Consider the following 24,602-nt stretch of genomic DNA (forward strand, 5'->3'; position numbering starts at 1 on the left):
GGACTGTCCCCGAACTCTGGGATGCCATTCGCGATGCGCTGCCACGCTTCACACCCCACGAATGCACAAATTACTTTATCGCAGCAGGTTATGAGCCAGAGTGATCGGAATCTGCTCTAGGTGGCGTGGACAGATTCCGCAACGCCACGGTTGCCCTGTAAAAGGCCCTGGCGAGGCGCGAGGACGCAGCAAGAGTGGGCCTCTTGCAAAGCCGAGCAACGCGGCCAGGGCCTTTTACAGGGCAACCCCTGCGGGGCTGGACCAGAAACCGCCATTTCCGCGTCGGCTCGGCGCGCCATATTCCCGATATGGCGCTAGCCTCTCCTCCTCGAACTGGCGGTTTCTGCCTCCAGCCGTGGCGCTGAGGAATCTGTCCACGCCGCCTAGCATGACCGCCTGAATTACGGTATTCTAAGCACTTCCCGGGTATAAGTTGGGAGCCGCTTCTTGCGTGAAGGTAGTGACAGCGAGCATGCGGGGTCCGTTCAGGCCATTGCCGCGATGGGGAACGTGCTGGATCAGCCTCCCGCAGTCGTAGGGCACGTCCTGGCCGGCGAAACGCGGCTTACCCAGCGATGGTCGCACGGGGAGATGCATGACAATCTGCCTGCGCTAGACACGCATGTGGTCATGACCTTCTACGGACCTGCTTCGCGAGAGCTTGTCTGGCTTACCGAAGGGCGACGGATGCTTTCGCGGACGAGGCCAGGCACCATTACGCTCATTCCCAGCGGGCATGACGGTTACTGGGACATCGACGGTGGCCTCGAGGTCAGTCATGTCTACCTTCCCGAAGCGCGCATCCAGGCAGCGGTCGAGCAACTCACGTCCGGTCGAACGATCGAATTGTTGGGCCGGGTGGCGTTCGAGGATCCTGTCGCCGCGCGTCTGCTGGAGATGCTGAGCCAGGAAGCAACGCTGGCCGATGCTTCATCACGGCTTTTCGTGGAGCAGGCGATAGACTTGCTGTGCACGCATCTCGTTCGCGGCCATTCGTCGTTCGGATCGCTCAAGGTCGCAACGCCAAATCGAGGGCTTGCCGATTGGCAGGTCAGGAAAGTGGCGGCGTTCATGAAGGAACACCTCGACGAAGAGATCGGCCTCGGCGATCTCGCCAACCTGGTGGCCCTGAGCCGCTTTCACTTTGTCACCGCGTTCCGTCAGGCAACCGGCCGCACCCCTCACGAATGGCTTGTGGGCGAGCGCATCCAGCGAGCCCAGGAGCTGCTGCGCAGCCCCGATCTGCCAGTTACGGAAATAGCTTTGGCGGTGGGATACCAGACGCCGTCCTCATTCGCGGCAGCATTTCGCAAGCTCCTCGGTGTCTCGCCAAGCGAATTTCGCCGCCGCCTTTAGACAATTCCCATCAACCGTGCATGGGCCAGCAGGACGCTGCGCAGGGCCCATCCGGTTCCAGCGCAGCGTCGCGTGCCACGTCAGCCGTGCTGATGCCTGGTACGACTGAAGCGGGTAATCCTTGAAGCAAGGTCCCCTCCACCTGGCCATGCTAGCGGACGGAACGGAATGCGGCCCGGAGTTCCTCGGCAAAGAGCTGCGGCTGTTCCCAAGCCGCGAAATGGCCCCCCTTGGCAGCGTGGTGATAGTAGATCAGCTTCGGGTACGCCCGCCTGGTCCAGCTCAATGGTGCCTCGTACTGTTCGTTGGGGAACACCGTGACGGCGACCGGGATCTTGACGCCCTTTGCGTTGAAGAAGCCGCCCCGATACTCCCAGTACAGCCGTGACGCCGACACGCCTGTGTTCGTCAGCCAGTAGAGCGTGATGTTGTCGAGAATGTCTTCGCGGGTCAGCTCGCCCTTATCGCTCGACGTCCGCGCAAGCCCGGCAAGGACGGCGCCCGCGGGTTGCCCTTCCGCATCATTGTGGTCCAGCAACCATGCCGCCAGCCCCACTGGGGAATCCGCGATCCCGTAAAGCGTCTGAGGCCGGGAGGCCATCAGCCGGGCATAGTCGACCTGCTTGAAGGTGCGGGCCAGCTGATCATATGCCCGCTTCTCGTCCGGAGCCAGATTGTCGGGAGCCGGTGCTCCGGCCCCGAGAGCCCTGTCGAGATCTGCAGGCACCGTCGCCGGCATGTTGGTGTGGATGGCAAGAAGTCCCTCAGGTGCCTGAAGCCCCATCTGATCCACCACGAACGCGCCCCAATCGCCACCTTGAGCGACGTAACGCGTGTAGCCCAGGCGCTTCATCAGTTCCGCCCAGGCGCGAGCCATGTGCTCAGGCCCCCATCCCGTGACCGTGGGTTTGCCCGAGAAACCATAGCCCGGCATGGACGGAATGATGACGTCGAAGGCGTCTTCGGATCTCCCGCCGTGAGCTTCGGGATTGGTCAGAAGGTCGACGAGCTTGATCTGCTCGAGCACGGATCCGGGCCAGCCGTGAGTGATGATGATCGGCAGCGCATTCTTGCGAGGAGAGCGGACCTGAATGAAATGAATGTCCAACCCGTCGATGCTCGTCACGAACTGCGGCAGCGCGTCAAGCTTTCGTTCTGCCCTGCGCCAATCGTAGTCGGTTGCCCAGTAGTGAGCGAGTCCCTGGAGGGTGGCGAGCGGAACGCCTTGAGACGTGTCGGATACCGTTTCCTTTTCAGGCCAGCGGGTGGAAAGAACCCGGCCGCGTAGATCGGCAAGCGCTTCTTCGCTTGCATGAAAATGAAACGGGCGGATAGCCACGTCTGCAGCCTGGCCGGCGCTGCCAGCATTGGCAAGGGCGGTGCCGGAAGAAGTGGCAAGAGCGAGCGCGAGGGTTGCCGACGCCGCGAGGCGCCGTGAACTGCCAGTAATCATGGGGGGTTCTCCGTGCTTGACGCTGTGCGAAGCTCGGGGGTTCGCTCAGCGCAGATTGCATTTCTAATGAGCGTGCGCGGCTATCTGCGGCACTGTGAACGTCACGGTCTGCCCCGTGATCACCTGGTGATCAGGGGTGGCCAGCTCGATCAGGATCTTGTGCTGGCCTGCCGGAAGCCCGACGACGACGACGGTTGCATTGTCCCCGGCATCAGCCCAGTGCCATGGCAAATCGTCGACCGTCACGTGCAAGTGACCCGCTCGCGGCGAAACATCGCGCGCTCCTGGACCAAAGATCGGGAGGATGCGGAAGTTCTCCGTCCGGTAGGGAATGACCGCAGCACCGCGAAGTGCCAGAGGTTCCGCCAAGGGTGGATCGACGTGCAGTTTCGCGGGCGCCTCGTTCGCGATGGGCAGGAAGGGCGTCGCCTTGTACGAAACCGCCTGCGCCGCCGTGCTTTCCTGCGCATTGGCGCTGGTGGCCAGCAGGCCCATGGCCGCCGCCATCATGAGTCGTGAAACCATGAGCCAGTTCCTTCTGTCTGGAAGATCTCGTGCCGCCTGCGACCGAAGCGTCGGCGGCCGATCAGACCCGCCCGCGCCTGAATGCGCGGGCAAGGTCCGGATGCGGGTTCAGACGAGCGTGATCTCGACCGAAATGTTTCCGCGGGTGGCTTTCGAATAGGGGCAAGTCTGATGAGCTGCCTCGACCAACCCCCGTGCCACGTCACGATCCAGACCAGGAAGCGTCACCTTGAGCCGCGCGCCAAGGAGATAGCCGCCTTCATTGGTACCCAGATCGACTTCGGCGTCGACCGCTACGTCCTGCGGCACCGCAATCTTCCGTTCGAAGGCTGCCGCCTGGATGGCCCCGATGAAGCAGGCCGACCAGCCGGCAGCGAACAGCTGCTCGGGGTTCGTGCCGGTGCCTTTGGTGCCGGGGGTCGAGAGCTTGACGTTGAGACGGTCGTCGTCCGTTCGCGACGATCCGTCGCGGCCACCGGTCGTGTGGGTGCGCCCGGTGTAGAGCAGCTTGCTGATCTGGTTCATGTCGAGTTTCCTTCTTTGAAAGGGTCACAGGGTGTGGCCGACATGAAGCTATTCGCCGGTTCTGCGAGGCGGGTTACTTGCTTGCCCCGCAGCTCACCATCTCAGCAGTCGTGGTCCCAGCCATGCACCCGCGACAGAAAATAGAGCGACCGGGACGGTGTAGCGTGTCAGGACGTAGGTTGGTGAAACCTGCTGGCAGTGAAGACAGTAAAGCGTTGCGGCAAATCCACCGGCGGCCAGTCCAGCCGCGGCTCCGGCTGCTCTGAGGCGGGTCGGGGCCAACTTGCGCAGACACCAGACCAGACCCGAGAAAATCGGCAGGCCGAGACCGAGGATCAGCGGCAAGCACGTCCACCCCGGGGCCAGGACGAGGCTGCTGCGATCGTCGGGCAGCGCGTGCCTCAATTCGAAGAGCGAAAGCGACAGCAGTGCCGCGATGGGCAGAACCGGCAACCACCAACCTCTGGTCTTGTCGCTGTCCGGCCTTGCAAGCTGCAAAGCCAGGAAAAGCCCGATGCTTCCAAGGGAACATGTGAAGGCGGCCTTCATCCAGAAGGCAGCCGTTTCTGCCGCCGCCGGCAGATCCGGCCGCGTGCCCAGCATCGTGACGACAACTGCGAACGCAGCGCACGATCCGATTGCCAGGCCAGCAGCAAAACGGCGCTCAAGTTGGCGGCGGCCGACGGGCCGTGCATCCTGCGCAAGCCTTTGAATCAGCAGATCCGTATCCATCCAAAACTCCTCTCGGCCGCTGCATTCGCAACCGACGCCTGATTGGTTACGCCGCAACTTCCTGCTCCGGCAGGACTGGCTTAATGGGAAACTGAGGCCATGAGGCTTTCGCTGAGCCGCTTCATGCCTCGATGTACGGAGATCTTGACGTCAGAGGCACTAATGCCCGCGCGTTCGGCAGCCTCCGAAATGCTCAGGCCCTCGATCTTCGTGTCGCGAATGGCGCGCGCCTGCTTCGGCGAAAGGACCTCGAACAAGCGCTCCACATCCATCGCTGCATCGCTGTTTTCCTGGAAGCCCTCGACGACAAGGATGTCTTCCAGAGATTCGATCGGAAAGTGGCGAACCCACCGGCGGTAGTGATCCACAAGCTTGTGCCGAGCGATGGAAAACAGCCACGGCGTGAAGCGCCGATCACGATCGAAGCTGCCCCGTCGCGTATGCACGGCGATCAGTGCTTCCTGCACAAGGTCTTCTATCTCGCTCCTGTTATCGTGGAGGCGCCGGGCGAAAAAAGCCCTGAGAAGCGGCGCGGAAGCCTGCAGCAGATCCGAGTATGCCTTCGCGTCGCCCTCAAGTCCTGCTAGCATGGCGGACTTCAGCCGTTCTTCCGTGGCGCGACGATTGGCATTGCGTGTGCTGGCACCAGCGGTCGTTGTAGTCATGTTTTGCTCCCATGGCGTTGGTCATGGGCTAAGTTTAGATAGGCTGCCGACTGTCCGCCGTCCGCCGCTTGCGCCGACTGTTCCGAAATTTTGGCGACGTGGGGTTGGGACTGCGAGGCAAGAACATGTCCGCTTCGTCAGATCTGCATTCAGAGTGTTCTAGACCAGCCCTTGTAGCATCGGCCTCCAGATGCTCGGCATCTCAGAATTCGCCAAAAATAGAAATTGGGCTCACCTGCTTGTGAGTCGTGCTCGACGTCTGCCATTGCGCCCACGGTCGATCCAGCCGGCAGCGTACGCCAGAAGCCGACGCTTAAAGTGGGGAAGTGAACGCGCGGGTCTGATCGGCTACGGGATCGAGCCCGCGACACACTACGCCGATACGGGCGGGGCTTCCGATCATGTCTTTGCCCTCGCGCATCTCCTTGGCTTCCGGTTCGTGCCGGGCCTTCGCGACCTGGCCGACCGCAAGCTGGGCGTGTTCGCCGGCATGACCCACCACCAGGCTCTGGCCACGCTGATCAGGCGACCGTTCAACATCGCTGCGATCCGGGAGAGCTGGGAAGAGATCATTCGGCTAGTCGCTTCGGTAAAGGCCGGGTTAGTGCTCCCGTCCGTCATGCTCCGCAAGTTTACCGCCCATCGTCGTCAGAACCGACTCGACTTCGCGCTCCAGGAGCTGGGCCGGATCGTGCGAACCCTGTTCACGCTCGACTGGCTGGAGTCCAAATCGCTCCGCCAGCAGTGTCAGGCGGGGCTGAACAAGGGCGAAGCGCGGCACACGCTCGCCCAGGCCGTGTTCGTCCAAAAGCAGGGGCGGCTGCGCGACCCGCAGTTCGACAACCAAGCGCTCAAAGCCTCCGGGTTGACCCTCATCACCGCCGCAATCGTGTACTGGAACACCCTATATATAGGTCGCGCAGTCGAGTACCTCCGCGCTCACGGCGAGCTCGCGCCTGACGAGCTGCTCGCCCATGTCGCGCCACTCGGGTGGCGGCACATTAGCCTGACCGGCGACTACTTGTGGCAGAACGCCGCGATCGATCTGGACCGCGACGGATACCGCGCGCTCAATCTCGGCCACGAGCCCGGCGTATGATTGGCCCAAAAGCGCCCGTTCCCCAAATGTCCAGCTCACCGCTATCCGTGTAACAAACCTTGAGGTGCCTCCCAGTAGAGCGGATCTCCCAAGCGTCACGATTATCTCGTCTGTGCGGTCTTCGACAGGATGGCGCTCGCCATGTAGAGATCCTGCAAGCAGAGGCCCGAGCTGTCGAAGACCGTTATCTGCTCCGCGGATTGCCGGCCGGGCGCGGCCGCGCGTAGCACGTCTCCGATGGCAACCAGCGGTGCACCGACCGGCGCGTGCTGAAATTCGCCGACGCGCCTTGACTGTGCGGGAAGGTCGCAGAAAAGGAGCGCGTGCTCCAGCAAAGCGGGTGGAAGCTCCTGCTTTCCGGGTGCATCGGACCCCATCGACGACACGTGCGTGCCGGGCTTGACCCAGGACGCGTCGAACAGCGGCTCGGTCGAAGTGGTGACAGTCACCACAATGTCGGCCAGCCGCACCGCCTCTTGCGCCGGCGCAGCCTCGGCAGGCAATCCTTTCTGGCGCAGGGTTTGGATCAGCCTATCCCTGCGTGGCACGTTCCTGCCGACGACGAGCACCCTCGCCAGCGTCCTGACGCGCGCTACCGCTTGGGCTTCGTACAACGCCTGATGACCAGTGCCGATAAGCGCGAGCGTTTCAGCGTCCTGCCTTGCTAAGGCATTGGTGGCCACCGCATCGGCGGCTGCCGTCCGGTAGCAATTGACCTCCGAACCCTCGATCACTGCACCGATCCGTCCGGAACTCTGATCGAGGAGCATGATGGTGGAGGCATGACGCGGGAGGCCCGATATGTCGTTTGACGGAAAGTACGACCCGACTTTCAATCCTGCCATGGCTGGGGCGGTGGCAGACTTTATCGTGAAGCGGTTATCGGGATCGCTGCCGTGTGCCGACACGACGGGAAACGTCTCCGCCTTGCCCTCGCATGCCGTAATGAAGGCCTGGAAAACGGCCTCGAACGCCAGAGCATGACTGACGAGTGCTGAGGACTGTGCTTCGGTTATGATCTGCATCGCTCGCCCCTACCAACCGCTTATCCGCTGCCAGATGGCGAGGGCGGTGTCGTCAACCGGAATCACGTCATAGAGATTGTGCCGCGAGCCTGTCGCGCAGGCGTGATATGGCAGGATGCGCAGCTTCGTGCCGACCGGGAGGAAGGGCAGCGGGCCGCAAGCGTCGGCACTGAGCCCGATGATGCCGTGCTCCTGATCAAGTTGGGCAACGAACAGGTCGGGGAGTCCGATTCCTTCAATGTCGCACACCAGCCCGTAGCCGACGCCTTGGCTGGCACCGCTCGCGGACCGGTCGGAAGACAGCGCACTCCAGCCGGCGTCCACAAGGATCCAGCCCCTGTCAGGCAGATGTCCGATGACCGTCGTCAGCACGGTGGTGGCAATGTCGTCCACCTGACACACGCCGAGCTCCGCCATCTGCAGATCGAAGAAAGCATAGACCCCTGCCCTGACTTCCGTGATCCCCGCGAAATCTCGTGCCACGTGGGCGGTTGGCGTCGAGCCGACGCTCAACACAGCGCAAGGATATCCTGCATCGCCCAGCAGGCGCGCTGCTTGCACGACGCTCTCGTGTTCACGTCTAGCGAAATCGGCATGAACCTCGGGCCCCGCAGCGGTATAGCTTTCTCCTGCGTGGGCCATCACCCCACGGAGCACGCCGCCCTCTGTCAGAATCCTGCCCACTTCGAGCAGCAACGGGTCGGCGAACTTCAGTCCGCCACGATGGCCATCGCAGTCGATCTCGATCAGCGCCGCAATGCCCGCCTTGGCGACAATGTGCGCCTGTTCCACGCTGTCGAGCGTGAGGATCAGGTCGCAACCGGCAGCTTTGAGTGCTTGCGCCCTTGCGATCTTCTGCGGAGCGATGCCGACCGCGTAGAGAAGATCGCTGTATCCTGCGCGAAAGAACGCCTCGGCCTCGGCCAGGGTCGAAACGGTAATCGGACCGGGCCGGCCGCCGGTCAACCGCATGGCCACTTCGATCGACTTGGCCGTCTTGAGATGCGGGCGGAGCGCTACGCCGAACCCTTCAGTCTTGCGCCCAAGCCTGGCGATGTTCCGCATCATCTTCGCTTCGTCGAGAAGCAGGGCGGGCGTGTAGAGGGCATGGAGAGCTTGGAGATCGGGCTGCATCTTGCGTCTTTCCGGCCTCAGGACCCGGCCTGTGCAGCCTTGGCTGCGGCTGTGCGCGCAAGGCTTGCCCGATCGACCTTTCCGATGGGCAGCATCGGCATGGAGCCAACGATTTCTATGGTCTTGGGGCACTTGTAATTGGCCAGATGGGCACGGACATGTGCCTGGAGATCGGCAAGGTCGATTGCCACGCCCTCGCGCGGCATGACAAAGCCATGGCCAACCTCATGGAACAGGGGGTCGCTTGTTGCGACCACGCAGGCGAGGGCAACCGATGGATGTGCTTCGAGCACATCTTCGATTTCGCGCGGATAGACGTTGTAGCCCCCCGATTTGAACATCTCCTTGGATCGCCCCCGCAGCACGTAGTTGCCGTCGGAGCGGCGCGCGGCCAGGTCGCCTGTCCGGAACCAGCCATCCGCCGTGAATGCGCTGCGGGTCGCCTCCGGCGCATTGAGATATTCCAGGAAGATGCCGGGCGACTTTACCTGGATCTCTCCCACATCGCCCGCTTCACAAGGCCGGTTGGTCGACGGATCGGCGATCCTCACGTCATAGCTCGCTTCCGGACGGCCGATGCAGTTGACGGCCGTCTCGAGATCGACGTCGGGATCGGTGAAGCAGATACTGCCGGTCGTCTCGGTCATCCCGTAGAAGTTGTGGACAGGCACTCCGAAGCTCGCCAGCCGCCGGGCAAGCGGCATAGGCATGGGTGCGCCGGACCAGAGCACCCTGCGGATCGTCGAGAAATCGGCATCGGCCGCCGCGGGATGATCCAGCATCATCTGGAACATGGTGGGCACTCCGCCCCAGGTGGCAATGCGTTCTGCGGCAAAGGCCCCGAGCAGAGCTGCCGGGTCGAATCGGGAGGCAAATACCAGCGTCCCACCCGTCACCAGGACGGTAGCGCAGGTATCGCAGATCCAGCCGACGTGGTTGATCGGCAGGGGATTGAGAGTCGCTCCCCCGGCAACGCCGTAATGATGGGCCTGAACCCGCGCCGAGGCAACGAGCCCGGCCTGTGACAGCAACGCTCCCTTGGGCTTGCCCGTGCTCCCCGATGTATAGACGAGCACCGCCGCCCGGGACGTATCGGTAGCCTCACGCTGCGCAGCTACCGCTTGAGCATCGATCTTGCGTCCATCGTCGAGGAAGGAACCGACGTTGTCTTCGCCAGCTTGTGGCTCGATCCACACCAGTGCCGGAAAATCGCCGCCTTCAGCTGCAAGATCCGCAAAATCGCTCGTGTAATCCCGTCCGTCCATCTCGCGGTGTGCGAAAATCAGCTTCGGTCGGGCGTCCTTCAGGATGTGGCGGTACTCGGTGACCGTATAGCGGAGGTTAAGGCCCAGCCAGACGATGCCCAGCCCGGTCGCTCCCAGCAGGCTGGCCCAGGCGAAGGCGGAGGACGGAGCGAGGACGGCTATGGTATCTCCAGGCGCGACGCCGCGTGCAACCAACCCGCCCTGCAGTTCGTGGACCAGGCGTGCGAAGCCGGCATATGTCCAGCGCTGGCCGTCCAGATCGACAGCAGCTTCGCGCGCAGGGTCCTGCTGCGCGTAGTGCGCAACATATGCGTCGAGCGTCGGCAGCGAAGGAACCGCTTCGCGAGCAAGGCGGTGCCAGGCCGGCACTTGCAGGTCTGCCCCCCGTGTCACAGGAAGACCAGCGCCAGCCACTCGGCCGTCATCACCAGTTGCTCTGTTTCGCGTGAGCTAACTTCGACGCCGAAGGTCAGCAGGCACGCGCCTTCCTTGCGCGCCTCGACGCCGTTCAGCGTGAATCTTGCCCGCAGATGATGCCCGACGACCGCCGGCTTGACGAAGCGAACGCGGTTGAAGCCGTAGTTGATATGCTGCCTGAGCTCGATCATCGCCGGCATCGTCGAAATGAAGTGGGTGAGGAGCGAGAGGGTGAGAAACCCCTGCGCAGTCGATACCCCGAACGGCCCGCGCTTTGCCTGCGCCGGATCGATGTGATGAGGATCGAAGTCCAGCGTCACGCCGCCGAACGCGGTCACGCGATCCTGCGTGAGTTCGAACCATGGCGAAGTGCCGATTTCCGTCCCGACGCGCTCGGACAGGGTGCCGATGGAAGACCGTTCTGTTTCCTGTGTGATCACGTGTAAATCCTTGGAGTTCGGTGGAAAGGGATGGTCTGCGACCTGGCTTTGCGGCGGGTCAAGCGACCGCACTGCGCCGACCGGGACGCCATTCCGGCAAGAGCAGCAGGACAAGGAAGCTGAGGCAGTACAGCATCGCGGGATAGACGGTCGCCGTCCTGATCACCGCCTCGATGGCTGCTGGTTCCTGCGGCAAGGGTGCTACTCCTGTCGTCGCGTGGTACCCGGCCTCGCCGAGCGCCAGCCCCAGGCCGAGCGAGCCCAGCGCGAAGCCGATCTTCTCGACCGTCAGCCAGAGCCCTGTCAGAGTTCCGGCCACGATCCGATCCGGGCGGCTGTGGCGATTTGCTAGGTCAGCGATCAGGAAAAACGGAACGAACTGCATTCCTGCTGTGCCGCACCCCATCAGGACCAGCATGGCAATCAGCAGTGACCGGTCGGGCATGCCGGTGCTCAACGCGAATGCGCCAAGACCGCCCACGCTTGCGAGGGTCACTGCGAGAAGATAGCCGGCTGGAAGTCCCAGACCGCGGACGATGCGCGGCCAGAAGGGCAGGGCAATGATCGAGGCGAGCATGGCCGAGCCGAAAATCCACGCGATCGCATGGCTGTCGTGGAGAACATTGTCCGCATAGAAGGCCCAGGTCCCCAGGCCCATGCCGGCGCCGGTCGTCTGCACGATATATGCCAACGCCAGGATGCCGAACCCGCGCGAGGCGACCGTCTGCCGCAGCATGGTGCCGATCGGGCCAACCTGCGGCTGGGAGGCTTGCCCCACGGCCGTTGCGCCCCGCGTGGCGAGCCATGTGACAAGCATCATCGACCCGGCAACGAAGCCCAGTGCAAGCGACAACGCGGCGAAACCGGACCGCCCGCCTCCAAGCATGTCGACCAGCGGTCGGGCGAGCGCGCCGCTGACGAGAATGCCGCCCATGGCAAACGTCATCCTCGCCGCGACCAGTCGCCCGCGGACCGCCGCGTCGTCGCTCAATTCCGCAGTCAGCGCGAGATGGGGCACCGCAAAAAGCCCGCTCGCGAGCACGACAAGGACGTAAAATGCCGCGGTGTAGAGCAGGATGGCAATCGGTCCCGACGTGGCGGGTGCCGCAAACAGGAAGGCCAACGCAAGCGTGCTGGCAAGCGCTCCGCCAAGCATGAAGGGCCGGCGGCCCCAGCATTTGCGTGTCCGGTCCGATGCCAGCCCTAGCAAGGGTGCCACCCCGAATTCGACAAGCTGCGGAATGAACAGCCCGACGCCCGCCATCGCCGGCGGTACGCCTCGCACCTGGGTCAGGTAGTACAGCAGGAGCAGCGGAGGCACAGTGGTCGTGATGCCCACACCGCTCGCCCCTGCAGCAAAGCCGGCAAGGCGCGGAAGCGTAGGAGCAAAAGGCTGCCGGGGCTGCATCAGAAGCGTGGCCCGATCAGGTTCCAATAGGCGAGCCACCCGGCCAGCACCACAGCCGCGACCGACGCGACCAGATGTGCCGCCCGATGTGCCTTGCTCGCCTGCCGGCGCCAGAAGAATGCCGTGGTCACGAGCGATCCCAGGGCCAGAGGCGGTATGAGGTACGCAAGCACAACCGCCAGGCGAACATGCGGCGGGACACCGAACAACCAGGCGGATTGCTCGCTGCCGACCGAAGCGATCGACCCGAGTACGGCAATGGCAAGGACGAGGACGCCCGACGGAAGCAGCAGCGGCCAGCGCGGCGCGGACAGAGCTGACACCTTCCTGCGTGCCCCCGCCGCGGCAAACCCGATCGCGCCAAGCAGCATCAGCAAGGACCCGAGGCCGATTGCGAGCTGCACGGCAGTTCGGTCGATCCAGCGCGCCCGGATGAACGACTGCGTGCCGCGCTGAACGAAGGCCGGCCGCCCATCGACCTCGAACGCCACGAGCGTGCGGCCTCCAACGTCGCTTTCGTACACTCCGGGCGCGCGAGGGCGCCATAGCTCGCCGTCGATCAGCACTCCGTTCCCGGGAGCGGCGTCGACATGGGTTACGGCGTCACCAAGGAGACGGGCGAACCGCCCGAAGTTCTGCACTCCGGTGCGCGTGCCGTGGTACTCTCCGACAGGCAGGGCGGGTTCGGCAGGCGCGGGCCAAGGCGCGGATGATGCCGGAAACCAGGCATCGACGATCCTGTTCTGGAGCGAATTGACGGCCGTGGAGTCGTTGCTGTTGAATGCGTAGAAGACGCCGATCCCGTAGTCCGGGAACAGGATCATGTTCGCGACGCCGCCGATGAGATCGCCGCCATGCCCGACCAGTCTCGTTCCTCTGCGGTTCTCGATCCACAGCACCCAGCCCAGGGCGTTCCCGCAAGGCGCCTCGCGCCAGTGCGGCCTGGTCATGGCCGCGACAATGGCCGGCGTGATCGCGCCCGCGCCGTCCCGACCGGGGTCGAGCAGCGCCTGCATGAACTTCGCCATGTCGGTGGCGGTCGTCGACATCTCGCCGGCGCCTATGCCCCGGCTGAACTCGACCGGTGCGGTCTGCAAGGCACGGAGATTGCCGACATAGCCTGTCGTCACCCGTGCCGCCCTGTCCGCCGGCACCGGCTGCAGGACCGTCGTCGACGTCATGCCGAGCGGCGCGAACAAGTGGCGGTCCAGGTAGGGCGCGTAGCGCTCTCCAGAGGATTGCTCGATCAGGGCTGCGACGAGAGAAAGCCCGAAGTTCGAATAGGCGCGCGTGGTTCCCGGCGCGTAGACCGCTGCTGGTCGAGTCCGGCGCAGAAAGGGCAGCAGCTCCGGCTGGGTCTGGAATGGCCGAGTATCATAGAATTCGAGTCCGCCTTCCTCGAACCCTGCGGTATGGGTGAGGAGGTTCGCAAGCGTGATCGGCCGCCCGCCGGCACCGGTGAAGACGTCAAATCCGGGATAGTCGGAAACGGGACGAGTGAGGGAGAGCTTGCCAGCAGCGACATTTTGCATTGCTGCAATTGTCGTTGCGACCTTGGTGATCGAGCCGATGCGGAAAATCGTGCGTGCCGGGTCCACCCCCGTGCCGCGCGATACATCCGCATGTCCGAACCCCTGCGCGAAGACGAGCCCGCCATCCTTGACTAAGCTGACGACGCCGCCAGGAATGGCGCGCTGATCCATCGTCCGGGCGATTTCCTCGACCAGAAAGCGCTCCATGGCGGAAGAATCCAGAGCCGTCGGCCGTGCCGGGCGAACACCGCAGGCGGGAGCTTGTGCGGAGGACGGGACGGCAAGAAGGCCGACGAGCGCAGCGGCGGCAGCGCACCACCTACGGATCATGGTCATCCCTCCCCCTTGTGCGACAGCACCGAAGCGTAAAGCCCGGCATCCACGTTGCCGCCGGTGAGGATGACTCCGGTCGTGGTTCGGGCAAAGTCCTGCGGGTACGACAGGACCGCCGCCAGAGCCGCTGCTCCGCCGGGCTCGACGACCATGCGCAAGTCTTCGAACGCAAGGATCATCGCTTCGCGGATCTGATCGTCGTTCACCGCATATGCACCCGCAAGAAGCGAGCGGTTTAGCGAAAACGTCATCTCGCCAGGCGTGGCGGTCAGCAAGGCATCCGCGATCGAGCGGTGGCCAAGATCGTTCGCCACGCGCTTTCCGGAACGCAGCGATCGGCCCGTATCGTCGAAGTTCACGGGTTCGGCAGCGAAGTTCGCGATGTGCTGATCCCTTGCCAGCGCCGCAAGTCCGCATCCTGCGATGAGGCCGCCCCCTCCGACGCACACGACGAGCCGCTCCAGCGGAGTGCCGGCCGCGATGGCATCGTCTATCAGTTCAAGCCCGGCGCTCCCGCCGCCGGCGATGACGTGGGGGTCTTCGTAGGGTGGAATGACGATGGCATCCGAAGTCCGCGCGAGTTCAAGTCCGATTGCCTCGCGATCCTCGGTTTGCCGGTCGTAGAAGACGATCTCTGCGCCGTGGCGGCGGGTGCCGGCTATCTTTGCCTGTGGCGCATCGTGCGGCATGATGATCGTTGCTTTGACGCCGAGCTTCAGTCCAGCCCAGGCGAGCGCCTGGGCATGATTGCCGGCCGACCACGCAACGACGCCCCGCTTCCGTTCGCCCGGGGAAAGCGCCAGCATCCGGTTGAAGGCACCGCGCGCCTTGAACGATCCGGTGATCTGGAGACATTCCGGCTTGATCAGGATGCGACCGCCGATCCGTTCGTTCAGCCGCGCGCTTTCGATCGTTGCAGTCCGCCTTATCCACGGCGCGATGCGCAGCGCTGCACTTGCGACGTCATCCGGAGTCGGCAGATCATGCCGCTGCCGGCTGCTCCCGCTCGGTTCGGGAACCGTCATCTCGCGTCAGTATCCGAGCGTGAAGCGCACGCCGACGGTGCGCGGCTTGTTTCGCGAAATGCCGAAAGCGCTCGTCCCACCGAGTTGCGCCACGACATCAAACAGGTTGTTGGCGAAAGCCTGGACCGACCAGCTGTTCTTTTCGAGGCCGAGGCGCAGGTTGGTTTCGACATAGCCATCAAGCCTCTGGAAGAGGCCGCCAGTGTCGGTGTCCGGCCGCGTCGTGTTGGCGAGCGCATCGCTTGCGTGATTGACGTCCGCGTGCGCCACGAAGCTCAAGCTGTCCCGCAGCGGCCGGCGCCAATCGACGAAGGCGCTGACGGAATAGTTGCGTGCGATCGGCAGACGCTGTCCGGCATTGATCAGGTTGATTCCCGGGGCGATCGGCAGCGCGTCGCGCGTAAACTTCGCGGACAGGACCGATAGGGTCGTGCCAAACTCGAACCTGGGCGAAGGTCGCACCGTGACTTCCAGTTCACCGCCCGTCACCCGCGCGGTCGCGGCATTGCGGATCACGTTGAACGAAAGATCGCGAGGGTCGAGGAACTGCGCGTTCTTAAGGTTGGTACGGTAGAGCGCCAGGTTCACGGTCAGAGCGCGGTCAAGCCACCGCGTCTTCGCACCGATCTCGTACGTCGTCGCCTCGTCCGATCCGAATGCGCGGGGAGATTCGGCATCGCTGACATTGGGGTTGAAGCGGGGGTTCACCCCGCCCGGCCGTGTGCCCTGCGCAGCATTTGCGTAGAGCAGCACGTTCTCGTCGGCCTTGTATGAAGCTCCGAACTTCCACAGCAACCGACGCTGCGTCGTTACCAGCGTGGGCAGGTTGAAATTGGTGAGCGTGCCGAAAGTGGGCAACGGGAAGCCGGTTTCGTCGGTTCCGAAATCGGCCGTGGCGATGGTCTGGCGCCCCGTGACCCGCTCGTCAAACCAGCGCAAGCCGGCGGTGATGTCGAACCCCGTGAACAGGCTGTATGTCGCTTCGCCGAAGACCGCGAATTGCCGGAAGGTTTCGCTGTCGAAGGCGACCTGCAACGTTCCGCCATCGCCGTAATTCGGGTTGAAGATGCTCACCAGTGGAACGATGTCTATCGCCCTGGCAACGGAGAGGTTGCTGATCTTGCGGTTGCGGAAGTACCCGCCGATCGTCCACCGCAGGCGCGTGTCCCCGTTCGAGACGAGGCGCAGTTCCTGGGCAATGGTCTGCCGGTCGCCGGTGAACGTGACGGCGGTGCCGTTGTTCAGGAAGAACGGGCCGATGCCGAGCGCGTCGGCAATCGGCGCAAAGCCTGCTTCCACCGCGCGCGATGTGTTTGCCTCGTCGTTGAGCTGGTCGAAATTGCGCTTGTAGTAGGATGTAGCGGACGTCAGCGTCGCAAAGTCTATGTCATAGGCGACAACGACACTGGCGATAAACAGCTCGTCGCTGATGCGGCCCCTGACCTGCCGATACCCGACATCGCCGCCAAAGCGCGTGAGCAGCGGTGGGCTGAAACCGGGCACGTCGGACAGGAAGACAACGGGCTCTTCTCCTCCGTTCAGCTTCTGGTACGTGCCGGAGACCGTCACTGCCAGCGAGTCGCTCGGCTTGAGCAGCAGCGTCGCTCGACCGCCATAACGATCGTAGGCGTCCGCGTCCTTCCGGCCGAGCGCGACGTTGTCCACGAAACCGCCGTCGCGCTCGTAATATCCGACCAGTCGCAACCCGGCCGCGTCCTTGGCGATCGGCAGGTTGGCGACGGCATAGCCGCGATAGTTGGTGCCGCCATTGCGGGTGGCCGAGACCTCCCCGCCACCTGACAGACTGATTCCCGAAAGGTTGGGCTTCGCAGTGATGTAGCGGACCGTCCCGCCCATCGAGCCTTCGCCATAGAGCGTACCTTGCGGCCCGCGCAGGACCTCGATCCGTTCCAGATCGATCAGGCCGATGTCGGGCGCGCTGTTATCCGAGATGGGCACCTCATCAAGGTACAGCCCGACCATCGGATATTCGGAATCGGTGCCAGCGAGGCTGGTCAGGCCGCGAATGGAGATGCGGTTTTGCGATGGCCCCCGCCTGGAAAAGGCAAGGCCTGGCGCCTGCGCAGCAAAGTCACTGAGATCGAGCGCGCCTGATGCGGCAAGCCTTGCTCCCGATATTGCGGTGATTGCTTGCGGAACGCTCTGAATGTTCTCAGTCCGCTTCGATGCCGTCACGACGATTTCGGGGACGTCACCGCCGGCTTGCGCGTCAGGGGTGGCTTGGGGAGAATTTTGCGCCTGTGCGGCCACCGGCACGATCAATGCGGCGAAGCTTGCCAGCAGCACTTGCGCACGCAGCCGCGAATGGAACGCTCCTTCGTGTGATGCCTTGATCATCCCGGTCCCTTCCTCGACAGCTTTCCCCATTTAAGAAACCGACGTTAGGTACGGTTTTTTAGGAAGTCAACAGGCGTCGTGCCGAGCCGAAACTTTGCAATCATCCAATCAGGTTGCGGGCCTCGAGCCGCGTCGTCTCGGCTGGGTCCTTGCCCATCATTATGCGATACCAGGCCAACGACAGCGCCTCTGCTATCTCGGCGTCGTCGCCGTAGAGAGCTGCTGTGGTCGCAACCACATTGTCATCCTGAGTGATCAGCAGGGCGCGAAGAAACTCGTCGACCATCCCGCCGGCAAGGATGGCCTTGAAGACGAGCGCGCTGTTCGTTTCACGGGCGCCGCGCTTGGCCATGCGGCGGGCGGCACGTTCGTACCAGCGGTGGCTGAATGCGCGCCAGAGACGCATCATGTCGTCGGTCTCTGCCACCGTTTCCAAAAAGCAGCGGAAAAGACCGGTGTTTGTTCTGGCCAGCCGGATGGTCGCCAGGTTGGACAGGAATATCGACGGGTAAGGGTCCTGGGAACCATGGCCGTACTCGACAAGCTTGTGCAGTCCGGGATCGTCGATCGACAGCATGAACGTGGTGAAGTCCTGCAGCACGACCTGGCAGGCCTCGAGCTTGTCGGAGAAATACTGGTAGAACGTCGCCACGCCGATGTCGGCGCTCTGACAGATGTCGGTCTGCCTCAGAGTGCGAAAGCCGCTGTCGTTGAGGAGCCGCGCCGTCACCGCCAGGATCCGCAATCGTGTCCGTTCCCCTTTGCGGCGGGTTCCGGGGTTGGCAACCAGTCGTTCGAGGTGCGCAACAAAGGAGTAGATGTCCGCAGGCGGCGGCGTCATTGGATCAACAGGATCTGCGTGCTTGAAATCACTCACTGCTGACCTCTTATTGACACTGCACCAGCGTGCGGGGTTCACTGCTCGCAGCGATCATCGAAATCAATAGTCACGACGGCCGACAGCCGCAACACTTTCCAGAACCCGACATCTGATTTATATCAGAACCGGATTAAATGGTCCGCGAGGCGCCGTCCGCCGCGTCATCAAACGGGGTTACATTCATGCTCGTTCTCGATTCCTTGGCTTTGGCCGACTTCCGGCCCAAGGCAACCCCTGCACTCGTCATCGATCTTGCGCGGCTTGACGCCAACATCGCAGCGCTCCAGGCTCTTTGCGATGCCGCCGGGGTAGCCTTGCGCCCGCATGGCAAGATGCACAAGTGCTCGACACTGGCAAAGCGCCAGATTGCTGCCGGCGCCTGCGGCATCTGCTGCCAGACTGCGCAAGAGGCCGGCGCCTTTGCGGCCGCCGGGATCCGTGACTTGCTCGTCACATCACCGCCGGCACCGTGGGCGCACGATCTGCTCGCCACGATCGCGAAGGACAACATCTGCATGTCGGTAGTGGCCGATGACGAGACGCAGCTGCGTTCGATCGCCGGCGCCGCTTGCAGACATGCGACGACGATCGGGGTGCTGATCGACGTCGACCTTGGCAGTCATCGGACAGGCGCCGCCCCCTCCGACGTTGCCGGACTTGCACGTTTGGCCGACAGCCTTGAGGGCATCGAGTATTGCGGCATTCAGGCCTATGCAGGGGATCTCCAGCACATTCCGGACTTCGAGCAGCGCAAGCGGGATTGCCTCGCCGCGACCGATACGGTGCGATCGGTCGTCGCTGCTCTGTCAGACGCCGGCCTACCCGCGCGGGTGGTGACCGGCGGCGGAACGGGCACATTCGGTTTCGATCTGGACAACGGGGTCTACACCGAGATCCAGGCGGGCTCGTACGCGTTCATGGATGCCGAGTACACGGCCTGCGATCCTCCATCGGCGGGCACGTGGCCCTTCACTGCGGCCGCATTCGTCGCCAGCTCGGTCATATCCACCCGACATGAAAGCCACGTCACCTGCGACGCGGGACTCAAGGCTCTTGCTGTCGATGGCGCTCGCCCCGAAGTGGCCGGCGGGGCTGCCAAAGGCAGTCTGTGGCACCCCATGGGGGACGAGCATGGCGTCATCGTGGGGCCCGGCTTTCAGCAAGGGTGGCAAGCCCGCGAAGGTAGCCACCGCGCGACGTCTGACCATGATCATCCCCTGTCCGAAGCCCTCGTCTGGCTGCAGCCCGGCCATATCGATCCGACAGTCAACCTCTACGACGCCCTTCACGTCGTAGCGCCCGATGGATCGGTGGCGGTCTGGCCGGTCGACGCGCGCCGTTCGACAAGGGTCGCGGGGTGGTGAGCCCGGGGCGCACGCAGCTTCACGCGCTGGCCGGAAATCATCCGCTGGCGCCCAGTGCCGGGGTCGTTGTGTCGATGCTGTCGTTTCAGCTCGGTGCGGTTTTCGCCAAGAGCCTGTTCGGCCCTCTCGGCGCCGCAGGCACCGCGGCTTTCAGGCTTCTTGCCGCAGCAATCATTCTTGGGCTGCTTTTCCGATCGTCGCTGGAGGAAATCCGGCGCCACTCTCTCGCACCACTGATGATCTATGGTGCTTCGCTTGCCGGAATGAACGTCTTTTTCTACCTCGCCTTGCAGACCATACCGCTGGGCGTCGCCGTGGCATTGGAGTTTTGCGGGCCACTCGCTGTCGCTGTCGCGGGCTCCCGGCGCGCCGTGGACCTGCTATGGGCAGCGCTCGGTATCGGCGGGCTGATCTGCCTTCTGCCGGGAACGACACCCGGGGGCGATCGACCCGGCGGGCGCTGCGCTTGCACTTGCTGCGGGTTCGAGCTGGGCAGCCTATATCGTGTTCGGCCGGAAAGCCGGGCTTGCCCACGGATCATCGGCAACCGTGGCGGGCATGATCATCGGCGCCCTAGCTTTGCCTTTCGCACTTGACCGCAGCGCCGTGCTGATCGAGCGGCCGGCGCTGCTGCTCAATGTCGTGTTCCTCGGCCTGCTCGCGAGCGCACTGCCCTACACGCTTGAGATGTTTGCACTTGTGCGAATGCGCGCTGCAACCTTTGGCGTGTTGATGAGCCTTGAACCAGCACTGGCGGCGCTGGTCGCCATGATCTTCCTGCGCGAGACTCCAGGCCCTGTCCAGTTCCTCGGGATCGCGGCGATAGCACTGGCCACTCTCGGCACGGTTACGACGATGAGGAAGGATGCTGCGGCGACGCCATAGGAATGCAGGAGTGTGCTCAGGTTCTAAGGGCGTTCAGTCAGCGGGCGGCAAATTCGCCACCCTTGCCAGACCCTTCTCTTTCCCGCTGAAGCACATCGCACGGTCCAGGTCGCTTCCTCTGAAGATGATGATCGCGGCCGCGAGCACAAGCGATCCAAGGCCGTAAATCGGATCGACACTGCCAACCCCCGACATCACGCCCGCATTGACCGCAGCATGAGGCACGACGCCTGCGATGACCCAGTTCCCTCCCGTGCGCAAGAACAGCCAGGTGGAGATGATCGACGCTCCCATCCAGTTTCCTACCATGAACAGGAAATTGAGTGAGTCCTGCGACAAGCCTGACGCATAAAACGCCGGAAGGTGCCAGACGGCCCAGATCAGCGCGACGATGAGGCTCGCACGGATCGGGTCGGTCAGGTGAAGCAGGCGGGGCAGAAGATAGCCGCGCCAGCCAAGTTCCTCGCCGATCGGTCCGGCGTCGGTGAAGATGTAACTTGTACCCAGAACCAGGCCGGGCAGCAGCAGGAGCTTGCCGGCATTGGTCGTGCCTGCACTTGGTGGCGCGAGCCCGATGCGCGACATCGCATCTGCGAAAAGCCATGAGAGAGGCACCGCGAGGAAGGCGACGATGACCCAGAGAACCCATGACACGGGCCGGCGCGGCGCGATGATTCCGCTCCAGACGTGCGCGGCTCCCGAGGCCAGGCCCCGTTCGTGGCAGATCATGGCGAGTGCCGTGATGCTGGGTGCGAAGACTGCTGTGAAGAAGAGCACGTTGGAACGCGTGCTTCCCATGCCTTCCGGCCCCAATGTCCATTGGGGAAGAAGAAACGCACCAGCAGCTATTCCCCAGGTAATGGCAAACGTCACCGCCACGAAGATCATCACCTGCCTGCGCAGGAAACCCGGATCGATTGCGGACAGATTCATCTGGATTGGTCTCCCGTTCTGGCCCACCTCACATACAGGACGAAGCAGGGATACGAAAGCGAAATCGTATTCGGTTATATCTTTGCGAGGGTGATCGGGCGTTGGCCGACAGTCGCCTCGGACGAGCCAATCCTACGATTGATCCCCGAGATGCTCGCTCTTGGTGTCTCGCCAAGCCTCTTCCGCCTTCGACGAGCAAAACGTGCACAACGCAAATCCGTTCGAAACAGGTTTGTCTCCTGTCGAGCTGGCTTGCAAGAAGCGACAAAGAGCCATAAGAAAAAAACCGACGTCGTATTCGTTTATCGGATGGCGAGAGGAAAGAAGGATGACTTTGTCGCAGATGTATCGGACGCTCTTCACGCGTCGTCGTGGCACGCCATGCCAGCTGCTTTCCTTGTGCGGCGCCTTGTCCATCGCCGCTACGAATCTTGCCGGCGCCGCCCACGCGAATGCCCTGGACCACAAGAAGCTCGAGGCGGATCTGGCAGCGGAGATTGCGCGAAGCGTGGCTGCCGACTCGAGCGTTCCCGGCATCATCGTCACGATCCAGGCCCCCAGGCTCGGCCTGCTCTGGTCCGGCGCCTCCGGCGTCGTCAGTCGAGGAGATGCGGCGAGGCTTACCCCCGACCGGGCGTTCCGGATCGCAAGCGTCACCAAAGTCTACACCGCCGCGGCGGCGATGCGCCTCGTCGAATTGGGCAAGCTCGATCTGTTCGCACCGATCGGTCCCATGCTTTCGCCGGGGACAAGGAGCGCCCTCGTCGCCGCAGGATACGACGTGCAGGCGATAACTCTTCACCACCTCCTGACCCACACGAGTGGCATCTTCGACTACGCGGAATCGGAGTCCTACCGGCAGGCCGTGGCGCAGGATCCCGGCCGGCACTGGACGCGCGACGAACAGATCGCGGTTGCCATGAAAGCCGGCAAGCCCGTCAGCTCCCCCGGGGAGCGATACAGCTATTCCGACACCGGCTACATCATCGCCGCGGAACTGATCGAGCGTGCGAGCGGAAAGCCCCTTGCGCGAGCGGCCCGCGACTTGCTCGGGTTCGGCAAGCTGGGGCTGCGCCAGACGCATTTCGAACTGCTCGAACCCACTCCTCCCGGGCAGAAACGCGCGGGGCAGTACTTCGGCGACGTCGACGTTGCCGGAATAAGCCCCACCGTGGACCTCTATGGCGGAGGAGGCCTCGTTTCCACGACAAGTGAAGTGACGCGGTTCTTTGCTGCCCTGTTCAAGGGACAAGTGTTCCAGAAGAGTGGAACGTTAGCGGCTGCCCTGATGGTCCCGACACCGGCAGTCCATGGGCCGGAGGAATATTCCTATTCCTCGCTCATGGGGACACGGCGTTATGATGGCGAACTATGCTGGATGCACGGGGGCTTTTGGGGGGTCGTGGGCGCGTACTGCCCGGCGAGCGATGTGACATTCACCATGACCTACGGCCAGGTCGCGCCAAGCTCCGCTACCTTCAACACGACGGGGCAGCCTGGCGTCGCGGATCGGCTGATGCGCATCGTCCACCGGGCCATGAAGTGAAAACGGAAATAAACGGCGCAAATGTCCTGATCTCCACCCTGCTTGCGAACGACGTTTCGGTATGCTTCGCAAATCCGGGCACGAGCGAGATGCACTTCGTCGCCGCGTTCGACAGCAATCCAGGCATGCGTCCGGTACTCTGCCAGTTCGAGGGCGTGGCGACCGGTGCTGCCGATGGCTACGGCAGAATGGCAGAACGCCCTGCCTGCAACCTGCTCCACCTTGGCCCCAGCTATGCCGACGGCATCGCCAATCTGCACAATGCGCGGCGGGCGTTCACTCCCATCGTCAATATCGTCGGCGATCATGCAAGCTATCACCGCAAACACGATGCACCACTCCATTCTGACATCGTTCGTATGGCGACGCCGAATTCCGTCTGGACGAGTCCGTCGAGGACGCGGACGACATCGCCACACCGGCGAGCGAGGCGATCGCGCGAAGTTTCGGACCTCCCGGCGCACCCGCGACACTGATCTTCCCGGCGGACTTCGCCTGGTCGCCTGCTTCGGTACAGGGCACCGCCGTCAGACGCCAGCACCGGACAGCGCCGTCCGCCGACGTGGTCGATTCCGTTGCCAGGGCCCTGCGTGACGCAAAGCGGCCCGCGGTGCTGATCGGCCGCCAGGCAGCCAGCGCCGCCGGAATGGCCCAGGCGGCCAGGATCGAGGCCACCGGGGCCAAGGTTCTGATCGATACATTCCAGGCGCGCGAGCCGCGCGGTGCCGGCGTCTTCGCTCCTGCCCAAGTGCCTTACTTTCCCGAGCAGGCTGCCGAGGTGCTCGGCGCTTTCGACGTCCTTGTTCTGGCCGGCACTGTCGTCCCTGTCGCCTTTTTCGCGTATCCCCATCGTCCGAACCGACTCATCCCGGAGCACTGCCGGACCGTCACTCTGGCGGCCCCGGCGGACGACTCGATCCTGGCACTGGAAATGCTCGCCGACGCTCTCGCAGCGCCTGCATCCGGACCCGCACAGCCGTTGAGGTTGCCGGACGCCGGACCACAAGGCGCCCTCACGCCGCTGACGGCGGGACAATCGATCGCCCGGCTCTTGCCCGAAAATGCCGTGATCTGCGACGATGCCGTCACATCTGGTCCGTCAGTGGCTGCCGCCCTGATGACCGCCCGCCCGCATGATGCGCTCGGCCTGACAGGCGGTTCGATCGGGATCGGCTTGCCGCTCGCAGTGGGAGCGGCGATCGGTGCGCCCGGCAGAAAGATCGTCAGCCTGAATGACGATGGATCTGCCATGTACACGATCCAGGCGTTATGGACGATGAGCCGCGACAAACTGGACGTTGCGGCGGTAATCTTCGTCAATCGTGCATATCGCATCCTCGACATCGAAATGGGCCGCACCGGCGCCACCGTTCACGGGGCCGCGGCACGCACGCTGCTCGATCTGAGTGATCCCGCAATCGACTGGGTCGGGCTCGCCGAGGGCCTTGGCGTGGAGGCGGTAGAGTGCTCGGACGCCGGGCACTTCGACGCAACCTTTGCCCATGCCATGAAGAACGAAGGGCCCTTTCTGATCGCAGTCATGATCTGAGAGTAGCAGGATCGCCGGGGGGCCAAGAACAGGCCCGATCCCGTTCATGCTCGATTCCGCACGTAAATGCTCCCTACGGGACATAGTGCGTCATGGCCATGGTTTGCGTGACGGGTTGCCGTGCAGCCGAGCCATAGGCGAGGCGGAGCGGCA

General features: G+C 63.5%; 22 protein-coding genes and 2 pseudogenes. 9 read left to right on the top strand and 15 right to left on the bottom strand.

Annotation, left to right across the window (positions count from 1 at the left end; genetic code table 11):
• Together AC3EDY_RS02305 and AC3EDY_RS02310 are read left to right on the top strand one after the other, a co-directional pair.
• Positions 1-104 (top strand): annotated as a pseudogene (locus AC3EDY_RS02305) (IS630 family transposase); the annotation flags it as partial.
• A gap of 526 nt (positions 105-630) precedes the next feature.
• Complete coding sequence (locus tag AC3EDY_RS02310; RefSeq protein WP_488571207.1) at positions 631-1,356, top strand: helix-turn-helix domain-containing protein; 726 nt, start codon at positions 631-633, stop codon at positions 1,354-1,356.
• A gap of 151 nt (positions 1,357-1,507) precedes the next feature.
• Here AC3EDY_RS02310 and AC3EDY_RS02315 read toward each other — a convergent pair whose 3' ends face one another.
• The 5 genes from AC3EDY_RS02315 to AC3EDY_RS02335 all read right to left on the bottom strand — a co-directional run bounded on the left by AC3EDY_RS02315 (position 1,508) and on the right by AC3EDY_RS02335 (position 5,256).
• A complete protein-coding gene (locus tag AC3EDY_RS02315; protein ID WP_488570856.1) occupies positions 1,508-2,809 on the bottom strand; it encodes an epoxide hydrolase family protein in 1,302 nt (433 codons plus the stop codon).
• Positions 2,810-2,872: 63 nt separating this feature from the next.
• Entirely contained in the window at positions 2,873-3,319 is a 447-nt protein-coding gene (locus tag AC3EDY_RS02320; protein WP_488570857.1) for a DUF6130 family protein, read from the bottom strand.
• Positions 3,320-3,442: 123 nt separating this feature from the next.
• On the bottom strand, positions 3,443-3,859 hold the full coding sequence (locus AC3EDY_RS02325; protein WP_488570858.1) for an organic hydroperoxide resistance protein: 417 nt from the start codon (positions 3,857-3,859) through the stop codon (positions 3,443-3,445).
• 93 nt (positions 3,860-3,952) lie between these two features.
• Positions 3,953-4,591: a DUF1109 domain-containing protein gene (locus tag AC3EDY_RS02330; RefSeq protein WP_488570859.1), complete on the bottom strand. Its 639-nt coding sequence runs from the start codon at positions 4,589-4,591 to the stop codon at positions 3,953-3,955.
• 80 nt (positions 4,592-4,671) lie between these two features.
• Positions 4,672-5,256, bottom strand: coding sequence for a sigma-70 family RNA polymerase sigma factor (locus AC3EDY_RS02335; protein ID WP_488570860.1), 585 nt, complete (start codon positions 5,254-5,256; stop codon positions 4,672-4,674).
• Positions 5,257-5,602: 346 nt separating this feature from the next.
• On the opposite strand from AC3EDY_RS02335, the pseudogene AC3EDY_RS02340 reads away from it, so the two are divergent.
• A pseudogene (locus tag AC3EDY_RS02340) lies at positions 5,603-6,355 on the top strand (Tn3 family transposase); the annotation flags it as partial.
• A gap of 101 nt (positions 6,356-6,456) precedes the next feature.
• Here AC3EDY_RS02340 and AC3EDY_RS02345 read toward each other — a convergent pair.
• The 9 genes from AC3EDY_RS02345 to AC3EDY_RS02385 all read right to left on the bottom strand — a co-directional run bounded on the left by AC3EDY_RS02345 (position 6,457) and on the right by AC3EDY_RS02385 (position 18,169).
• Positions 6,457-7,380 (bottom strand): ornithine cyclodeaminase family protein, encoded by a 924-nt coding sequence (locus AC3EDY_RS02345; protein WP_488570861.1) that lies wholly within the window; start codon positions 7,378-7,380, stop codon positions 6,457-6,459.
• Between the two features lie 9 nt (positions 7,381-7,389).
• Positions 7,390-8,514 (bottom strand): alanine racemase, encoded by a 1,125-nt coding sequence (locus AC3EDY_RS02350; RefSeq protein WP_488570862.1) that lies wholly within the window; start codon positions 8,512-8,514, stop codon positions 7,390-7,392.
• A gap of 17 nt (positions 8,515-8,531) precedes the next feature.
• A complete protein-coding gene (locus AC3EDY_RS02355; protein ID WP_488570863.1) occupies positions 8,532-10,172 on the bottom strand; it encodes a class I adenylate-forming enzyme family protein in 1,641 nt (546 codons plus the stop codon).
• On the bottom strand, positions 10,169-10,636 hold the full coding sequence (locus tag AC3EDY_RS02360; RefSeq protein ID WP_488570864.1) for a MaoC/PaaZ C-terminal domain-containing protein: 468 nt from the start codon (positions 10,634-10,636) through the stop codon (positions 10,169-10,171). The genes AC3EDY_RS02355 and AC3EDY_RS02360 overlap by 4 nt, the downstream gene beginning before the upstream one ends.
• Positions 10,637-10,694: 58 nt before the next feature.
• Positions 10,695-12,044 carry an MFS transporter gene (locus tag AC3EDY_RS02365; RefSeq protein WP_488571208.1) on the bottom strand — a complete coding sequence of 450 codons (1,350 nt, stop codon included), beginning with the start codon at positions 12,042-12,044 and terminating at the stop codon, positions 10,695-10,697.
• Positions 12,044-13,912 carry a serine hydrolase domain-containing protein gene (locus tag AC3EDY_RS02370; protein WP_488570865.1) on the bottom strand — a complete coding sequence of 623 codons (1,869 nt, stop codon included), beginning with the start codon at positions 13,910-13,912 and terminating at the stop codon, positions 12,044-12,046. Before AC3EDY_RS02370 ends, AC3EDY_RS02365 begins: the two co-directional genes overlap by 1 nt.
• Complete coding sequence (locus AC3EDY_RS02375) at positions 13,909-14,934, bottom strand: threonine ammonia-lyase (RefSeq protein ID WP_488570866.1); 1,026 nt, start codon at positions 14,932-14,934, stop codon at positions 13,909-13,911. Before AC3EDY_RS02375 ends, AC3EDY_RS02370 begins: the two co-directional genes overlap by 4 nt.
• Before the next feature lie 6 nt (positions 14,935-14,940).
• Positions 14,941-17,292: a TonB-dependent receptor gene (locus tag AC3EDY_RS02380; RefSeq protein ID WP_488570867.1), complete on the bottom strand. Its 2,352-nt coding sequence runs from the start codon at positions 17,290-17,292 to the stop codon at positions 14,941-14,943.
• Between the two features lie 100 nt (positions 17,293-17,392).
• On the bottom strand, positions 17,393-18,169 hold the full coding sequence (locus AC3EDY_RS02385) for a TetR/AcrR family transcriptional regulator (protein WP_488570868.1): 777 nt from the start codon (positions 18,167-18,169) through the stop codon (positions 17,393-17,395).
• Between the two features lie 137 nt (positions 18,170-18,306).
• Between AC3EDY_RS02385 and AC3EDY_RS02390 the strand changes: the two genes are divergently transcribed.
• From AC3EDY_RS02390 to AC3EDY_RS02400, 3 genes are read left to right on the top strand one after another with little or no spacing between them, the layout of a single operon-like run.
• The gene (locus AC3EDY_RS02390) at positions 18,307-19,536 is read left to right on the top strand and encodes an alanine racemase (RefSeq protein WP_488570869.1); all 1,230 of its coding nucleotides are present in this window, start codon (positions 18,307-18,309) and stop codon (positions 19,534-19,536) included.
• On the top strand, positions 19,533-20,132 hold the full coding sequence (locus AC3EDY_RS02395) for an EamA family transporter (RefSeq protein ID WP_488571223.1): 600 nt from the start codon (positions 19,533-19,535) through the stop codon (positions 20,130-20,132). The genes AC3EDY_RS02390 and AC3EDY_RS02395 overlap by 4 nt, the downstream gene beginning before the upstream one ends.
• Positions 20,041-20,421: an EamA family transporter gene (locus AC3EDY_RS02400; RefSeq protein ID WP_488570870.1), complete on the top strand. Its 381-nt coding sequence runs from the start codon at positions 20,041-20,043 to the stop codon at positions 20,419-20,421. Before AC3EDY_RS02395 ends, AC3EDY_RS02400 begins: the two co-directional genes overlap by 92 nt.
• 33 nt (positions 20,422-20,454) lie before the next feature.
• Here the strand turns inward: AC3EDY_RS02400 and AC3EDY_RS02405 are convergent, their stop codons facing one another.
• Positions 20,455-21,354: a CPBP family intramembrane glutamic endopeptidase gene (locus tag AC3EDY_RS02405; protein ID WP_488570871.1), complete on the bottom strand. Its 900-nt coding sequence runs from the start codon at positions 21,352-21,354 to the stop codon at positions 20,455-20,457.
• A gap of 328 nt (positions 21,355-21,682) precedes the next feature.
• On the opposite strand from AC3EDY_RS02405, the gene AC3EDY_RS02410 reads away from it, so the two are divergent.
• From AC3EDY_RS02410 to AC3EDY_RS02420, 3 genes are read left to right on the top strand one after another with little or no spacing between them, the layout of a single operon-like run.
• Positions 21,683-22,900 (top strand): serine hydrolase domain-containing protein, encoded by a 1,218-nt coding sequence (locus tag AC3EDY_RS02410; RefSeq protein ID WP_488570872.1) that lies wholly within the window; start codon positions 21,683-21,685, stop codon positions 22,898-22,900.
• Positions 22,897-23,376 carry a thiamine pyrophosphate-binding protein gene (locus tag AC3EDY_RS02415; RefSeq protein WP_488570873.1) on the top strand — a complete coding sequence of 160 codons (480 nt, stop codon included), beginning with the start codon at positions 22,897-22,899 and terminating at the stop codon, positions 23,374-23,376. Before AC3EDY_RS02410 ends, AC3EDY_RS02415 begins: the two co-directional genes overlap by 4 nt.
• Positions 23,334-24,449, top strand: a complete 1,116-nt coding sequence (locus tag AC3EDY_RS02420; protein ID WP_488571209.1) for an acetolactate synthase large subunit — start codon at positions 23,334-23,336, stop codon at positions 24,447-24,449. The genes AC3EDY_RS02415 and AC3EDY_RS02420 overlap by 43 nt, the downstream gene beginning before the upstream one ends.
• The last annotated feature ends 153 nt before the right edge of the window (positions 24,450-24,602 follow it).

The organism is Novosphingobium sp. DS6-6, from assembly GCF_057784975.1.

What these genes read in the sequence shown, in the direction of transcription:
- AC3EDY_RS02310 (WP_488571207.1), top strand. Translation starts at nt 631, where the DNA reads ATGACCTTCTACGGACCTGCTTCGCGAGAGCTTGTCTGGCTTACCGAA.
- AC3EDY_RS02315 (WP_488570856.1), bottom strand. Translation starts at nt 2,809, where the DNA reads ATGATTACTGGCAGTTCACGGCGCCTCGCGGCGTCGGCAACCCTCGCG.
- AC3EDY_RS02320 (WP_488570857.1), bottom strand. Translation starts at nt 3,319, where the DNA reads ATGATGGCGGCGGCCATGGGCCTGCTGGCCACCAGCGCCAATGCGCAG.
- AC3EDY_RS02325 (WP_488570858.1), bottom strand. Translation starts at nt 3,859, where the DNA reads ATGAACCAGATCAGCAAGCTGCTCTACACCGGGCGCACCCACACGACC.
- AC3EDY_RS02330 (WP_488570859.1), bottom strand. Translation starts at nt 4,591, where the DNA reads ATGGATACGGATCTGCTGATTCAAAGGCTTGCGCAGGATGCACGGCCC.
- AC3EDY_RS02335 (WP_488570860.1), bottom strand. Translation starts at nt 5,256, where the DNA reads ATGACTACAACGACCGCTGGTGCCAGCACACGCAATGCCAATCGTCGC.
- AC3EDY_RS02345 (WP_488570861.1), bottom strand. Translation starts at nt 7,380, where the DNA reads ATGCAGATCATAACCGAAGCACAGTCCTCAGCACTCGTCAGTCATGCT.
- AC3EDY_RS02350 (WP_488570862.1), bottom strand. Translation starts at nt 8,514, where the DNA reads ATGCAGCCCGATCTCCAAGCTCTCCATGCCCTCTACACGCCCGCCCTG.
- AC3EDY_RS02365 (WP_488571208.1), bottom strand. Translation starts at nt 12,044, where the DNA reads ATGCAGCCCCGGCAGCCTTTTGCTCCTACGCTTCCGCGCCTTGCCGGC.
- AC3EDY_RS02370 (WP_488570865.1), bottom strand. Translation starts at nt 13,912, where the DNA reads ATGACCATGATCCGTAGGTGGTGCGCTGCCGCCGCTGCGCTCGTCGGC.
- AC3EDY_RS02375 (WP_488570866.1), bottom strand. Translation starts at nt 14,934, where the DNA reads ATGACGGTTCCCGAACCGAGCGGGAGCAGCCGGCAGCGGCATGATCTG.
- AC3EDY_RS02380 (WP_488570867.1), bottom strand. Translation starts at nt 17,292, where the DNA reads ATGATCAAGGCATCACACGAAGGAGCGTTCCATTCGCGGCTGCGTGCG.
- AC3EDY_RS02390 (WP_488570869.1), top strand. Translation starts at nt 18,307, where the DNA reads ATGGTCCGCGAGGCGCCGTCCGCCGCGTCATCAAACGGGGTTACATTC.
- AC3EDY_RS02405 (WP_488570871.1), bottom strand. Translation starts at nt 21,354, where the DNA reads ATGAATCTGTCCGCAATCGATCCGGGTTTCCTGCGCAGGCAGGTGATG.
- AC3EDY_RS02410 (WP_488570872.1), top strand. Translation starts at nt 21,683, where the DNA reads ATGACTTTGTCGCAGATGTATCGGACGCTCTTCACGCGTCGTCGTGGC.